Origin of the sequence: Blautia sp. OF03-15BH, from assembly GCF_003463065.1 — a bacterium.
In the GTDB taxonomy this organism is placed as follows: Bacteria; Bacillota; Clostridia; order Lachnospirales; family Lachnospiraceae; genus Limivivens.
Map to the genome: position 1 here is coordinate 42,557 of NZ_QSCM01000002.1, position 15,283 is coordinate 57,839.

The 15,283-nt window shown below is 46.1% G+C and carries 12 protein-coding genes and 1 tRNA gene; 10 read left to right on the forward strand and 3 right to left on the reverse strand.

Annotated elements, in window-relative coordinates; all coding sequences use genetic code 11:
- Positions 1-5: 5 nt before the first annotated feature.
- Positions 6-545, reverse strand: coding sequence for a helix-turn-helix domain-containing protein (locus DXA57_RS02975; RefSeq protein ID WP_117764471.1), 540 nt, complete (start codon positions 543-545; stop codon positions 6-8).
- Positions 546-1,006: 461 nt separating this feature from the next.
- Between DXA57_RS02975 and DXA57_RS02980 the strand changes: the two genes are divergently transcribed.
- Positions 1,007-2,077, forward strand: a complete 1,071-nt coding sequence (locus DXA57_RS02980) for a lactonase family protein (RefSeq protein WP_117764473.1) — start codon at positions 1,007-1,009, stop codon at positions 2,075-2,077.
- A gap of 84 nt (positions 2,078-2,161) precedes the next feature.
- Here the strand turns inward: DXA57_RS02980 and aroC are convergent, their stop codons facing one another.
- Entirely contained in the window at positions 2,162-3,265 is a 1,104-nt protein-coding gene (gene aroC / locus DXA57_RS02985; RefSeq protein ID WP_117764475.1) for a chorismate synthase, read from the reverse strand.
- 268 nt (positions 3,266-3,533) lie between these two features.
- Here aroC and DXA57_RS02990 point away from each other — a divergent pair, with 268 nt between their 5' ends.
- The 9 genes from DXA57_RS02990 to DXA57_RS03030 all read left to right on the forward strand — a co-directional run bounded on the left by DXA57_RS02990 (position 3,534) and on the right by DXA57_RS03030 (position 14,926).
- Complete coding sequence (locus DXA57_RS02990) at positions 3,534-4,475, forward strand: magnesium transporter CorA family protein (RefSeq protein WP_117764948.1); 942 nt, start codon at positions 3,534-3,536, stop codon at positions 4,473-4,475.
- A 36-nt stretch (positions 4,476-4,511) separates the two neighbouring features.
- Positions 4,512-5,369, forward strand: a complete 858-nt coding sequence (locus DXA57_RS02995; RefSeq protein ID WP_117764477.1) for a rhomboid family intramembrane serine protease — start codon at positions 4,512-4,514, stop codon at positions 5,367-5,369.
- A gap of 12 nt (positions 5,370-5,381) precedes the next feature.
- Positions 5,382-6,815: a pyruvate kinase gene (gene pyk / locus DXA57_RS03000; protein WP_117764479.1), complete on the forward strand. Its 1,434-nt coding sequence runs from the start codon at positions 5,382-5,384 to the stop codon at positions 6,813-6,815.
- Positions 6,816-6,874: 59 nt separating this feature from the next.
- The gene (locus DXA57_RS03005) at positions 6,875-8,878 is read left to right on the forward strand and encodes an LTA synthase family protein (protein ID WP_117764481.1); all 2,004 of its coding nucleotides are present in this window, start codon (positions 6,875-6,877) and stop codon (positions 8,876-8,878) included.
- A gap of 15 nt (positions 8,879-8,893) precedes the next feature.
- Positions 8,894-10,165 carry a diaminopimelate decarboxylase gene (locus DXA57_RS03010; protein WP_117764483.1) on the forward strand — a complete coding sequence of 424 codons (1,272 nt, stop codon included), beginning with the start codon at positions 8,894-8,896 and terminating at the stop codon, positions 10,163-10,165.
- Between the two features lie 12 nt (positions 10,166-10,177).
- Entirely contained in the window at positions 10,178-11,794 is a 1,617-nt protein-coding gene (locus DXA57_RS03015) for a C40 family peptidase (RefSeq protein WP_117764485.1), read from the forward strand.
- A 114-nt stretch (positions 11,795-11,908) separates the two neighbouring features.
- Complete coding sequence (gene trkA / locus DXA57_RS03020) at positions 11,909-13,270, forward strand: Trk system potassium transporter TrkA (RefSeq protein ID WP_117764487.1); 1,362 nt, start codon at positions 11,909-11,911, stop codon at positions 13,268-13,270.
- Positions 13,271-13,283: 13 nt separating this feature from the next.
- A complete protein-coding gene (locus DXA57_RS03025) occupies positions 13,284-14,726 on the forward strand; it encodes a TrkH family potassium uptake protein (protein ID WP_117764489.1) in 1,443 nt (480 codons plus the stop codon).
- A 117-nt stretch (positions 14,727-14,843) separates the two neighbouring features.
- Positions 14,844-14,926 (forward strand) — tRNA-Leu (locus DXA57_RS03030).
- A 113-nt stretch (positions 14,927-15,039) separates the two neighbouring features.
- Here DXA57_RS03030 and DXA57_RS17105 read toward each other — a convergent pair.
- The gene (locus tag DXA57_RS17105) at positions 15,040-15,240 is read right to left on the reverse strand and encodes a hypothetical protein (protein ID WP_147345649.1); all 201 of its coding nucleotides are present in this window, start codon (positions 15,238-15,240) and stop codon (positions 15,040-15,042) included.
- Positions 15,241-15,283 lie beyond the last annotated feature (43 nt).

The window sequence follows — 15,283 nt, forward strand, 5'->3', positions numbered from 1 at the left end:
CGTATTTAAAAGCTTGGGGGTGAACTGATCCAGAGAACCTGGGCCGGTGTCTTTCCGGTGTTCTCAAGAGAATGGCTTTTGTTTGGGATCAGATAGAAGGTTTCCCCTTTTTTTACTTTGTAACTTTTATTTCCGATATGGATCGTGACAACGCCTGTCAGGATATAACCGAACTCTTCTCCCTCATGAGGAAGGTCCATATAAGTGGTACCACCGGGACCCAAAGTCAGCCGGATAGGTTCCATGATGTTTTTCTGGGCATTCGGAACGATCCATTCAATGGTATTGTTCAGTTCCGGATCAGATTTGACGAAATAGTCTTCTGCTTTGAAAACAATCTGTTCCTCCGGTGCCTCATAAAAAAATTCATTGAGGCTGCTGCCCAGAACCTGCAGGATATCTGCCAGAGTTGCAATGGAAGGGGAGGTCAGATCGCGTTCCAGCTGTGAGATAAATCCCTTGGAAAGTTCGGAACGGTCGGCCAGTTCTTCCTGTGTCAGCCCCTTGGCAATCCGGAGATCCTTGATCTTCCTTCCTATCTCCATATAGTCACCTTCTTTTGTGATTATTAAACTGTAACTGTTCAGGACGTTCAAAACAACAGGCCACAGGTCTACGCGCTGCTTCGGTCGGTGCTAAACGAGTCCCACCGGGACTCAGCACCCCGCGCATTGCATGCGCTCTCGCTGCATTCGCAGCTTCTGTCTGAGGCTAATGGGCGTTCCGCCCATTACGAAATAAAAAATTCATCCTATTGCAAACAAGTTTGCATAGTCTGATTTTTCATTTCGCTGATGTTCTGAACTGTTGCGTTAAACTTCAAGTTTAGTCGCACTAAACAATGATTATACAGAATCTCCATGGAATGTCAACTGTATTTTTGTAAAAAATATACGCAGTTTCTATTAACAAAAAGAGGGCTTTATGGTAAAATAAATAAAAGTACGGAAAAAACGGAATTTCTCTGTCCGTTTTTCACAGAACCCAGAAGCAGGAGGACAACAATATGTATAACAGTAATGATAAATATGTGGCGTATGTGGGTACCTATACCCACGGAAGCAGCATTGGTATTCATGTGTATGACCTGGATGTGGAGAATGGTTATATGACTGAGCGGAATGTAGTACCGGTAAACAATGCTTCACATGTAGCCAAATCGAATAATGGAAAGTATCTTTACTCTATTGCGGATGAAGGCGTAGCCGTAATGAAGATCGAAGAGGACGGCGGACTGACTCCGATCAATAAAGTGGGTATTGACGGAATGAGAGGCTGCTTTCTTTCTACCGATAAAAAAGGAAAGTTCCTTTTTGTGGGTGGTTATCATGATGGAAAAGTTACTGTGGTACACACACACAGCGATGGAAGACTGGGAAGAGTCATGGATGGTATCTTCCACAAAGGTCTGGGAAGTGTGGCAGAGAGAAATTTCCGGCCTCACATCAGCTGCGTGATGCCGACTCCGGATAATAAATTCCTCTGTGTCGTAGACAGCGGCGTGGATCATATCAATATATATACGGTAAATCCTGCCACCGGCCGCCTGAAGCTGGTGGACATTCTTCGCTGCAAGCTGGAATCCGCTCCCCGTTGGATCCGTTTCAGCCGTGACGGCAAATTTGCATATGTGATCTGTGAACACAGCAATGAGATCCTGGTGTATACTTATGACGGTTCCGGAAAAATGCCGGAATTTGAACTGGTCCAGAAGGTTCCCACCTATATGGACAACGATGAGAATGCGAAAGCAGCCTCAGCACTGAAGATTTCCCCGAGCGGTGATTACCTTTACTGTTCCACAGCCGGAGAGGAAACTGTAGGTATCTTCAGGATCGATCATGAGACAGGAATGCTCACAAAGATCTGCATTCTTCCGATCAGCGGAAAATATCCCAAAGATCTGGCAGTCTTCCCGGATGAAAAAACACTGGTAGTTTTAAATCATGAGTCCAATGAGATCCGTTTCTTCCATATAGATTATGAAAAAGGACTGATGGTTCTGAAAGGGAAACCGATCCATATCGAAACACCGAACTGTATTCTGATCTCTAAAGTCGGAGAGTTTACAGAGTAAGAGTAATAGAAAAATGCCGTAACTGTGAAAGTACTGGACAGTTACGGCATTTTTGAATCCCTGGGATATACGAGACGAAACAGATCAGTTCTGGAAGAAACGGATCAGATTATCCATGCGGGACGGGATGCTGGCAAAGAGCATATCCAGAAGCGTGATGGCAGCCATGGCTTCTACGACTACAACCGCTCTGGGAACGATCACCGGATCATGGCGTCCTTTGATCCGGACACGGATATTTTCATTCTCTTTGTTTACGGTATCCTGTTCCATAGAGATGGAAGGAGTGGGCTTGATGGCAGCGCGGAAAATGATATCGCTGCCGTCGCTGATGCCGCCAAGGATTCCGCCGGAATGATTGGAAAGCTTCTGAAGAGAACCGTCAGGAGCATAGGCATAAGGGTCATTATTCTGACTTCCGCGGGCTCCGGCTGCTGCAAAACCGTCACCGATCTCAAAACCTTTGATGGCGCCGATGGAAAGGATCGCTTTTCCGAGATTGGCATTCAGTTTTTCAAAAGCAGGATCACCAACGCCGGGTTTCATGCCGCGGATGACACATTCGATGACACCTCCGGCAGAATCTCCTTCCTTCATGAGACCATCCAGATAGGCTTCCGCTTCCATGGCAGCTTCCTTATCCGGCATACAGAGAGGATTCTCTGTGATCTCCTCGATCCGGAAGCGTTTCGGATGGATCTTTACCGGGCCGATGGAGCGTGTATACGTAAACAGCTGGATCCCGAGAGACTCCAGAATTTTGACAGCGATGGCTCCGGCTGCGACACGGCCGATGGTTTCCCTTCCGGAGGAACGGCCGCCTCCACGATAATCGCGGAAACCGTATTTCATATCATAAGTCATATCTGCATGGCCGGGGCGATAGTACCCGGCAATCTCACTGTAATCGGAAGACCGCTGGGAAGTGTTCCGGACGAGAAGGGAGATCGGAGTTCCTGTGGTTTTTCCTTCAAAGACACCGGAGAGGATCTCTATCTGATCGCCTTCCTTCCGCGGGGTAGAGTAGCGGCTGGCCCCCGGTTTCCTTCGATCCAGAAAGCGCTGAATATCAGCCTCTGTAAGAGGCAGACCTGCCGGACAGCCATCCACGACTACGCCGACACCCGCACCGTGGGATTCGCCCCAGGTCGTAATGCGAAAAATATTGCCGTAAGTTGAACCTGACATAATCATCATCCTTATATTTTTAGTATGGAACGCAGAAAATAAAACAACTGCGTTCGTGAGCAAGAAGCAAAAGCGGATTGTGAATGTTCGCTTTACACGATTATAAAGGAAAGAAAAAGAGATTTCAAGTTTTGTTAAATCTTTTGAAAAAAATACGGGCTGCGATTGACAAAAAAGTTTGAAAAACATATAATGTCGATAGTAATGCCATGGAGAAAAGTTCGATGGATTGTCTGTTTTGTGGATGATCGAAAGGAGCTATGGAATCATGATAAAGATTTTCCGGACTATAGACGGGCATATTCATCAGTTGAATGAAGCGTCTGAGGGCTGCTGGGTGGTACTTGCCAATCCTACAGCTACAGAGATACTGGAAACAGCCAATAAATATCATATTGATCAGGATGACCTCCGGGCTCCTCTGGATGAAGAAGAGAGATCGCGTATCGAGGTGGAGGATGATTATACACTGATCCTGGTGGACATTCCCGTGATCGAGGAACGAAATGAGAAGGACTGGTTTGGTACGGTGCCTCTTGGCATTATCATTTCTGAAGATATGATCTTTACGGTCTGTCTGGAAGAAACACCGGTATTGGATGCCTTTATGGATGGAAGAGTACGGAATTTCTTTACCTATAAAAAGACACGCTTTATCCTGCAGATCCTTTACCGGAATGCCAGTATGTATCTGCATTACCTTCGTATCCTGGATAAGAAAAGTGAACTTATGGAGCAAAAACTTCACGGTTCACCGAAAAACCAGGAGATCATTGAGCTTCTTGAGATGCAGAAATCTCTGGTTTACTTTACAACATCCCTTCGTGTGAACGAGGTGGTGCTGGAGAAGCTTCTGAAGGTGGACAGCATTAAGAAATATCCGGAGGATACCGATCTTCTGGAGGATGTTATTACCGAGAATAAACAGGCGATCGAGATGGCGCATGTGTACACGGGTATTCTTAACAGTATGATGGATACCTTTTCGTCGGTGATCTCCAATAATGTAAATGGCGTTATGAAATTTCTGACAACGATAACCATCGTCATGGCGATCCCTACCATGGTATTCAGTGCTTACGGAATGAACCTTAATCTGAACGGGATTCCGTTTTCCGGCAGTCATGACGGTTTTCTGATCGTTATCCTGATCTCTCTTGCTTTAAGTCTCGTGGTAGCTTTGATCTGTTCCAAGAAAGATCTTTTCTGACCCTGAGACAAAACAGTTTTACAGAAAGGAACCGATATGAATTTTTTGAATAAAATGGAAAGAAAGTTCGGCAGATATGCGATCCATAATCTTTCTGCCTACATCATTGCCCTTTATGTGGCAGGCTATCTTTTATACTTCTTTGCCCCGGCCAGTATTTTCAGCTATCTGACGCTCGAGCCCTATTATATTCTGCACGGTCAGATCTGGAGACTAGTGACCTGGATTCTGATCCCGCCGGAGTCACCGGGTATCTTTACCATCATTATGCTGTTTTTCTATTATTCCCTGGGAACCAGCCTGGAACAGACCTGGGGAGCTTTCCGTTACAATGTCTACATTTTCATGGGAATGATCTCCACAGTTCTGGGAGCTTTCCTCCTGTATGTTATTCTGCATATGGTTTACGGCGGTAATGTGGTATTCGGCAGTGCGCTGTTCAGTACCTACTATATTAATATGTCGATTTTCCTTGCATTTGCCCTGAGTTATCCGAATATGCAAGTCATGCTGTACTTTTTCATCCCGATCAAGATGAAATGGATGGGTATTCTGTACGGCTTTTTCATCGTATATTCCTTCGTGAAGAGCAGCTGGGTCGGTAAAGTGGCGATCATTGCGTCTCTGCTGAATTTCATCGTTTTCTTCCTGATGACTCGCGATTACCGCAGAGTTTCTCCGAAGGAGATCAGGAGAAAGCAGAATTTCAAACGGCAGATGAACACCGCAAAGCCGGGGAACGGCAGACAGCCCATGCATAAATGTGCTGTGTGCGGGCGTACCGAACTGGACGGAGATGATCTGGAGTTCCGTTACTGTTCCAAATGCGATGGAAATTACGAGTATTGTCAGGATCATCTCTTTACCCATCAGCATGTCCATAAAAAACAGTGAGGTGAAAGGATTATGAAAAAAACGAAAATTGTGTGCACCATGGGACCTAACACCAGTGACAGAAATCTTCTTCGTGACATGATGCTGGCCGGAATGGATGTGGCGAGATTCAATTTTTCCCACGGTGACCACGAGGAGCACGAAAAAAGAATAGAAACGTTAAAGGAGCTCCGGGATGAACTGGATCTGCCGATCGCCATGCTTCTGGATACCAAAGGACCGGAGATCCGCACCGGACTTTTAAAGGACGGGAAAAAAGTCAATCTGGAGACAGGAAACGAATTTTCACTTTATCTGACGGAACAGGAGGGGGACGAGCATGGAACCTCCATTACATATCAGGAGCTTTCAAAAGATGTAAAACCGGGAGATATCATCCTGATCGACGACGGACTGATCGGTCTGACCGTAAAAGAGATTACAGAAACTGCTATTGTCTGTCAGGTGGCCAATGGCGGCGAGCTGGGACAGAGAAAGGGCGTTAATGTACCCAATGTCAGCGTTGGCCTGCCTGACGTGACAGAGAAAGACAAAGAAGATATCCTTTTCGGGATCACGCAGGGATTTGATTTTATCGCAGCTTCCTTTGTGCGGAGTGCAGAGTGTATCCGTACCATCCGTAATCTGTTAAAGGAAAACAATGGAACTCATATTCAGATCATTGCCAAGATCGAAAATGCAGAGGGTGTGGAAAATATCGATGAGATCCTGAAGGAAGCAGATGGCATCATGGTGGCTAGAGGTGATCTGGGTGTGGAGATTCCTGCAGATGAGGTTCCCTATATTCAGAAACAGATCATTACCAAATGCAACGAACACCTGAAACCGGTCATCACGGCGACCCAGATGCTGGATTCCATGATCCGTAATCCCAGACCTACCAGAGCGGAGGCCGGTGATGTGGCAAATGCCATTTATGACGGAACGGATGCGATCATGCTTTCCGGCGAGACCGCTATGGGTAAATATCCTCTGGAAGCGGTAAGAATGATGGCAAAGATTGCAGAAACGACAGAAGAGCATCTGGATTACGAGACTCATTTCATGAAGGCGAAAAACAAGATCAGCAACGGTATTTCAGAGGCCGTTGGTTATGCGGCAGTTTCTACAGCCATCGCTTTGAATGCAGATTGTATCATCACACCGACCTTCTATGGACAGACCGCCCGGCTGATCGCTCATTTCCGTCCGAAAATGCCGATCTACGGTGTTTCTCCGCACGACAGAGCGATGAGACGGATGCAGCTTTACTGGGGAGTCTACCCATATAAGGGCATGATGGAAGAGTCTTCATCCAAGATCATGAAGAATTCCCTGAAGGTTCTGAAAGAAAAAGGAAAAGTCCAGAAGGATGATCTGGTTGTCTTTACTGCAGGTGATGCAGCCACAAATGATGTGAGTGGCAAGAGCATGACCAATATGATGAATGTAGTTGTAGTAAAATAAGGTAACTGTCCAGAATATTCTGAAGCGTTACCAAACACGAAAAAACAAAGGCTTGAAAAATGAATAGAATATTTGATTACTCAAAGAAGAGGATTGCGGCAGCAGGGGTTGTTGCTGCAATCCTCATGATTTTGACCGGAATGGCAGTGAAAGCCGACGGTCTTACTGCCTGGAAGCTGGCTCTTGGCATTTTCATCAGTCTGCTCCTCGGAGGCAGTCTTCTGATCCGGAAGGAGCTTCGTTTTCCGAAATGGGTAAGTGCCCTTCTTATCCCACTTCTTCCGATCCTGACACTTTGTCTGACAGAATGCTTTACCCATGTTCCCCAGGATCTGACTCCGTCGATCTTTTTCCTGAATTATCTGGCGTATCTGATCCTTTGTCTGCTGGGCTGTGCAGTTTTTGGCAGCACACGGAGCGGTCTGACATTCGGAACGCTGGTACCGATGATCTTTGGTCTGGTGAATTATTATGTGGTAAGCTTCCGGTCTTCACCGATTGTCCCCTGGGATCTTTACTCGATGGGAACGGCAGCCAGTGTGGCGGCCAATTACAATCTGGATGTTCCTTTCCACCTTCTCTTTGTGATCTTCGGTTTTCTTGCCGTGATCTTTGTCGGAAGAAGGACCAGTCTGGATTTCCGGAAAAAGAAATGGAAGCTCCGTCTGGTATCAGCGGTGGCTTCGGTTGGACTTCTCTTTGGCTATGTACAGGCAGTAAAAACGGAAGAGGTAGGAGAACTTGCAGGACTGGATACCACCCTGTTTACGCCCAATGTTCTTTACCGGAATAACGGTCTTATTGCTGCTTTTGTTTCCAACCTGAAATTTATGGATGTGGAAAAACCGGATGGGTATTCCGTTTCTGCCGCAGAAAAACTGGCAGAGACCGTGGAAACAGAAACGGAAAACCAGACAGTTACAAAAGCCACAAAAGAAAGCCCGAACATTTTTGTTATCATGAATGAAGCGTTTTCAGACCTGGCTGTTTATGGTGATTTTGAGACCAGTGAAGATTATATGCCCTTTATCCATTCACTGAAAGAATCGGAGGGTGCGGAAATCGGCGAGCTTTATGTTTCTGTAAAAGGAGGTAATACCGCCAATACGGAATTTGAATTTCTTACAGGAAATTCCATGGGCTTTCTCCCGGCGGGAAGCGTGCCTTATCAGCAGTATATCAAACAGGAACAGCCTTCTCTGGCCCGTCATCTCGGAGCGCTTGGCTATGTGACCAGCGCTTTGCATCCCTATCGTGCGGCCGGCTGGTGCCGTGATAAGGTTTATCCTTGGCTCGGATTTGAAAACACGTATTTTCAGAGTGATTTTGAAAATCCGACAAAGCTTCGCGGTTATGTGGATGACGAATCCGCTTTTCGGAAGCTTACGGAGCTCTATGAGGAGCGAAAAGGTGAAAATCCGCTTTTTGCTTTTGAAGTCACCATGCAGAATCATGGAGGATACAGCAAAGAATATGCCGATCTTTTCCCGGACATCCGTCTGAACGGTTATGAAGGAAAAGAAACCACGAATACTGAAGCAACGGAGAAATACCTGACACTGATCCAGAAGACAGATGTCGCTTTCAAGGAGCTGACGGAGTATTTTGCCAGCCAGGAGGAACCCACGGTGATCTTGATGTTTGGTGATCATCAGCCCAGTGATTATATCTGCAATCCGATCTTAAGACTCATGGGACAGGATTCTTCCATCCGGGAAAGTTCTGTAGATGAACTCAGAAAAGGCTATGTGGTTCCCTATATCCTCTGGTCTAATTACGATCTGGAAAAGGAAGAAGACAATGCCATCAGTGCTAACTATCTCGGGGGCTATCTTCTGGATAAGATCGGACTTCCTCTTTCCGGCTATCAGGGCTGGCTTTCCGGACTCCGGGAAGAATATCCGGTAATAACGGCAAACTTCTATGCAGAAGGAGCAGACGATGAACTGACCTTTCATAAATGGGAGGAGCTTCCTTCTGGATCAGGAGTGCGTGATTACAATATCCTGCAATACAATAATTTAAGTGACTGGAAACACAGACTGACAAATTTTTTTGAGTGAGGAGAACGAGCGATTATGAAAAAATTACCCTTTGTGACCAACGAGCAGTTAAAAAACATTCTGGAGCAGTTTCCGACCCCCTTTCACCTCTATGACGAAAAAGGCATCCGTGAAAATGCAAAAGCCATGTATGAAGCATTTTCCTGGAATAAAGGTTTCCGTGAGTATTTTGCAGTGAAGGCAGAGCCCAATCCCTTTGTGATCGGGATCATGCAGCAGGAAGGCTGCGGGTTTGACTGTTCCTCTCTTACAGAGCTGATGCTGGCCAAGGCCATGGGCGGAAGAGGAGATGATATTATGTTTTCTTCCAATGACACGCCGGCTGAAGATTTCAAACTGGCAGACGAACTGGGCGCCATCATCAATCTGGATGACATTACGCACATCGACTTTCTGGAAAAGACCCTTGGTCACCTTCCGAAAAAAATCTGCTGCCGTTACAATCCCGGCGGGATTTTCCGTATGAGCAACGGTATCATGGACAATCCCGGGGATTCCAAATATGGAATGACCACTCCTCAGATCTTTGAGGCATATAAGATCCTGAAAGAGAAAGGTGTGGAAGAATTTGGTATCCATGCTTTCCTGGCCAGCAATACGGTCACCAATGAGTATTATCCCATGCTGGCAAAACAGCTCTTTGAACTGGCAGCGCAACTGAAAGAGAAGACAGGAGCCCACATCACCTTCATCAATCTTTCCGGTGGTGTCGGAATTCCCTACAAACCAGATCAGGAGCCGAATGATATCCGTGTTATCGGAGCCGGTGTGAAAAAAGTATATGAGGAGGTTCTGGTTCCGGCAGGTATGGATGATGTTTCCATCTTTACAGAACTGGGCCGCTTTATGACAGGACCTTATGGCGGACTGGTAACGAAAGCCATCCATGAGAAACATATCCATAAAGAGTATATCGGTGTGGATGCCTGCGCGGTAAATCTCATGCGTCCGGCCATGTACGGTGCTTATCATCACATTACGGTCATGGGAAAAGAAGATGCTCCCTGCGATCATGTGTATGATGTGGTAGGCAGCCTTTGTGAAAATAACGATAAATTTGCGGTAGACCGTTCTCTTCCGAAGATTGAGATGGGAGATATTCTCTTTATTCATGATACCGGAGCACATGGTTTTGCTATGGGATATAATTATAACGGCCGTCTGAAATCAGCAGAGATCCTTTTGAAAGAAGATGGAACTGCAAAACTGATCCGCAGGGCAGAAACACCGAAGGATTATTTTGCAACGTTTGACTGCTTCCCGATCTATGATAAGCTTTTTGAGTAATCAGGGGAGAAGATGAATAAGAAACTGGTAGTGGCCTTACTGGCCGGAGGACTGATCCTGGGATTTCCCGCTGCACCCAAGGCGGCGGGAAATGTCAGTGTGCCCGGTAGTCTCCATGAAGTGGAAAAACGCGGTGTGCAGAAGGTTGGAACAAAATATTATTATTTTGATCCCAAAACCGGTGTACGCAAAAAGGGACTTCTTTCTGTTTCAGGAAAAATGTATTACTTTACCAGTCGTTGGTATGCGGTAAAAGGGTTCCATCGTGTAAATGGGAGGCTTTTATTTACCAACGAAAGAGGATTGGTATGCCGTCCGTCAGGCCTGGTGGTCCAGGCAGGGCGGCGGTATTATTTTGACCCGAAAACAGGAAAGAAAAAGACTGGCTGGATCAGGATCGGTTCTCAGGAATATTATTTTAACCGCATAAACGGGAGAGCTCTGACCGGCTGGCGGACGGTAAAAGGAAAAAAATACTATTTTAATGCCAGGGGTATTCTTCTGTCCAACCGCTGGATCGGTCCCAATTACTATGTGGATGATGATGGTTCCATGCATAAGGGCTGGCTGCAGCTGGGAGATGAGACTTATTATCTGGATGAGAAGACGGGGCGGATGAAAAAAGGTTTTGTGACGATAAAAAACAAAACCTATTATTTTGATGAAGAAGGTCTTCTGACCAGGGGAAGTTGGGTAGAAAACTGTTATCTGGACGAGAATGGTCAGATGCAGAAAAACAGCTGGATCGGCGCCTGGTATGTGGGAGAGGACGGAAAGAAGACCGGAAAGAAGAGAACACCGGGATTCTTTACAGAAAATAATAAAACATTTTATTTAGACGGCAGTTATCAGAAACGGACCGGCTGGATCTACGTAGGAGAGAAGGCTTATTATTTTGATGAAGCATCCGGGGAACTCCAGGAGAATACCTGGATCGGAGACTATTATACAGACGAATATGGAAGCCGGGTGACGGAACGGATCTGTACGGTGGATGGAAAGACCTATTATTTTGATGCGGACGGACTTCCGGCAAAAGGCATGGTCCATGTGGATCAGGACAGCTATTTCTTTGACAATTACGGTGTGATGACTACCGGCTTTCTTGAAGTGGCCGGGACAAAGTATTATTTTATGCCGGGAACGGGAAAAATGGCAAGGAGCACAGAACTTTCCCTGAAAGGCATCCGTTATCTTTTTGATGAAAACGGAAGGGTGATCAAGGAAACAAAAGTTTCTGCCGGTGCGGAAAAAGGACAGGCCATCGCGGATTATGCCCGGCTTTTTGAAGGGAAACCGTATAAAAACGGCGGCACCAGTCTGACCGAAGGCGCGGATTCTTCCGGTTTTACCCAGGCAGTACTGGCTCACTTCAATATTTCGGTTCCCAGGCTCTCAGCAGGACAGCTTACCGGTACTTCTTCTTATGGCGGCTCTTATGACAGACCGAAAAAGATCACGGTCAAGGAGCTTCAGCCAGGAGATCTTGTATTTTATGGAAATCCGGTGAACCATGCAGCCATTTATCTTGGGAATGGTACGATCATTCATGCTTTTAATGAAGAACGGGGGATTATCCGTACCGTTTATAATTATCGGACGATCACGGGCTGCGCCCGGTACTGGTAAAAGAAAAGATTTTCTTAAAACGGCTATTCAAACATACAGCGGCATGTTATAATAGCTTCGGCTATGCGTCAAAACGTATGGTACATTTCTAATTTTTTATTTTTAGGAGAAGGTATGTACATTATTATTATCGGGTGCGGAAAGGTCGGTCTCAGTCTGGCAGAACAGCTGAGCGATGAAAACCATGACATTACCCTCGTGGATTCTTCTGCTGACAAATTACAGAATCTTTCGGATGATCTGGATGCCATGAAAGTTCTGGGAAACGGAGCCAGCGTCAGTACCCTTCAGGATGCGGGTATTGAGAGAGCGGACATTCTGATCGCTGTTACCGGTTCAGATGAACTGAATCTTTTGTGTTGCCTGATTGCGAAAAAGGCCGGTCATGCAAGTACCATTGCGAGAGTCAGAAATCCTATTTACAACAACGAAATTGATTTTATCAGGGAAAGCATTGGGCTTTCCATGATTATCAATCCGGAACTGGCAGCAGCCACTGAGATTTCCCGGATCCTTCGTTTTCCTTCGGCGATTAAGATCGATACGTTTGCAAAAGGCCGGGCGGAACTTCTGAAATTCAAGCTGAAACCGGAATTCCGTCTGGGCGGCAACCGGATCATGGATATCATGGAGCGTTATCGCTGCGATATCCTGTTTTGCAGTGCAGAGCGTGATAATACCGTTTATATTCCCGATGGTAATTTTATTTTGCATGATGGAGATGTCATTTCCATCATTGCCACACCTAAGAATGCGGCCGAGTTTTTCCGCAAGGTAGGTCTGAAGACCAATCAGGTAAAAAATACCATGATCGTAGGCGGCGGCACCATTGCTTATTATCTGGCAAAGCAGCTTCAGGATATGAAGATCCGGGTACGGATCATCGAACTGAACAGGGAACACTGCGAACATTTAAGCAAGATCCTGCCCGGAGTGACGGTTATCAATGGTGACGGAACCAACAGGGATCTTCTGATGCAGGAAGGACTTCCGCATGCAGAGTCTCTTGTAAGTCTGACAAATATGGATGAGGAGAATATTTTCCTGTCTCTTTTTGCACAGCAGCAGAACAGCAGTCTGAAAACGGTGACGAAGGTAAACCGCGTGGCTTATACGGAGATCATCGACAGGCTGGATATTGGCAGCGTGATCTATCCCAAATATATCACGGCAGATTATATCCTTCAGTATGTTCGTGCCATGCAGAACTCCATTGGCAGTAATGTGGAAACGCTTTACCAGATCCTGGACAACAAGGCAGAGGCACTGGAGTTTGCAGTTCATGAGACTTCCGGTGTTACCAATATTCCTCTTTCCGAACTGAACCTGAAGAAAAATCTTCTCATCGGCTGTATCAGTCGTGGTGGAGACACCTGGATTCCCCGAGGCGGTGACAGCATCCAGGTAGGAGACCGTGTTATTGTAGTCACCACACAGTTGGGACTGAATGATCTGAAGGATGTTCTGCGGAAATAGAGGGTGATGGTTTATGAATTACACAATGATAAAATACATCCTCGGATGGATTTTTAATTTTGAAGCAGCTTTCATGGCACCTTCCTTTGTTGTAGGTCTGATTTATCAGGAAAAAGCTGCCTTTGCACTGTTTGCCACCATGCTTCTCTGCCTGGCTATTGGTACGCCTATGGTATGCCTGCGCCGTCCGAAAAAAGCGGTTCTCTATGCAAAAGACGGTTTTGTGAGTGTAGGACTGAGCTGGGTGGTACTCAGCGTTATGGGAGCGCTGCCCTTTATTTTTTCCGGTTCTATCCCGCATCCGGTGGATGCGCTTTTTGAAACGGTATCCGGTTTTACAACTACAGGATCCAGTATCCTTTCCGATGTGGAGGTTCTGCCAAAATGTATTCTTTTCTGGAGAAGCTTCACGCATTGGATCGGCGGAATGGGAGTGCTTGTTTTTATGCTGACCATTCTTCCCATGTCCGGCGGCTATCATATGAATCTTATGAGAGCCGAGAGCCCGGGCCCTTCAGTAGAACGATTTGTACCGACGGTAAAATCCACTGCAAAAATCCTTTACGGGATCTATATTTTCCTGACGCTGGTGGAAATAGTGCTTCTTCTGATCGGAAAGATGCCGCTTTTTGATGCGCTGACGCTGACCTTTGGTACGGCAGGCACCGGTGGTTTTGGTATTAAAAATGACAGTATTGGAAGTTATACAGCTTACCAGCAGATTGTGATCACGATTTTTATGATCCTTTTCGGTGTAAACTTTAACGTTTATTTCCTGCTTCTTCTGAAAAAGTTCCGTCAGGGACTGAAAAATGAGGAACTGCGGGCGTACCTTGGGATCATTCTGGCAGCCATTCTTCTGATTACCATCAATATAGCCGGAAAATACAGCAGTATTTTTACTGCTCTCCGCCATGCAGCCTTTCAGGTTGGATCGATCATTACCACTACGGGATATTCAACCGTGGACTTTAATGCTTGGCCTACTTTTTCCAAGACGATCCTGGTGGCTCTGATGTTTGTGGGAGCCTCGGCAGGAAGTACCGGAGGCGGAATCAAAGTCTCCCGTATTCTGATCCTGGCCAGAAGCGTGAAGAAGGAACTGAAACAATACCTTCATCCACACATCATTTCCAAGATAAAAATGGATGGAAAGCCGGTGGAACATGAGGTCGTACGATCCATCAATGTATTTCTGGTGGCGTATCTTTTTATCTATGCGGTATCCATTCTGGTCGTTTCGCTGGATAATTTTGATTTTACTACCACCTTTACTTCTGTGGCAGCGACAATCAATAATATTGGTCCCGGTCTGGATCTGGTTGGGCCGGCAGCCAATTTTGGCCTTTTATCGGTACCTTCCAAGCTGGTATTGATCTTTGATATGCTGGCAGGAAGACTGGAAATATTCCCGTTACTCCTGCTTTTTGTTCCGGATACCTGGAAAAAATTCTGACAGACAGGGCAGACTGACACAGCAATCGCAGTGTGGTCTGCCTTTTTCTTTTTTTACTGTTGTAGAAAAAATGCTTGCATTTTTTTGGAAATCATGGTATTCTAGCATAGTTGACAGGCCGGCGTGTCGGAATGGCAGACGATGCAGACTCAAAATCTGTTGCGGGCAACCGCGTGCGGGTTCAAGTCCCGCTGCCGGCATTAGATAATGATAATCCGAACCCGGTTCCAATCGGGGACGGCTTCGGATTTTTAGTATATCTTTAGTGCGAAAAGCAAAAGCGGCGGTATCGTGAGTGATACCGCCGCTTTTGTCATACGCTCCTTTTCTTTTCTGTTTCTTTTGCCCTCTGCGCTTTCCATTCTTCAAATTCTTTTTTACCCTCCGGGCTTTCAAAAAAATTTTGGATTTCGGGAAGTAAGCACCGGGCAAGGGCTTCTATCTCATGCTGGGGGATATTTGTGTCCGGTTGCTTTTTTGCCATATATCGCCTTTCTCTGTATTTAGTTTTCAAGGTACACTGCCGCTGTGCGGCGTGAAATGTTTTCTGTCATCAA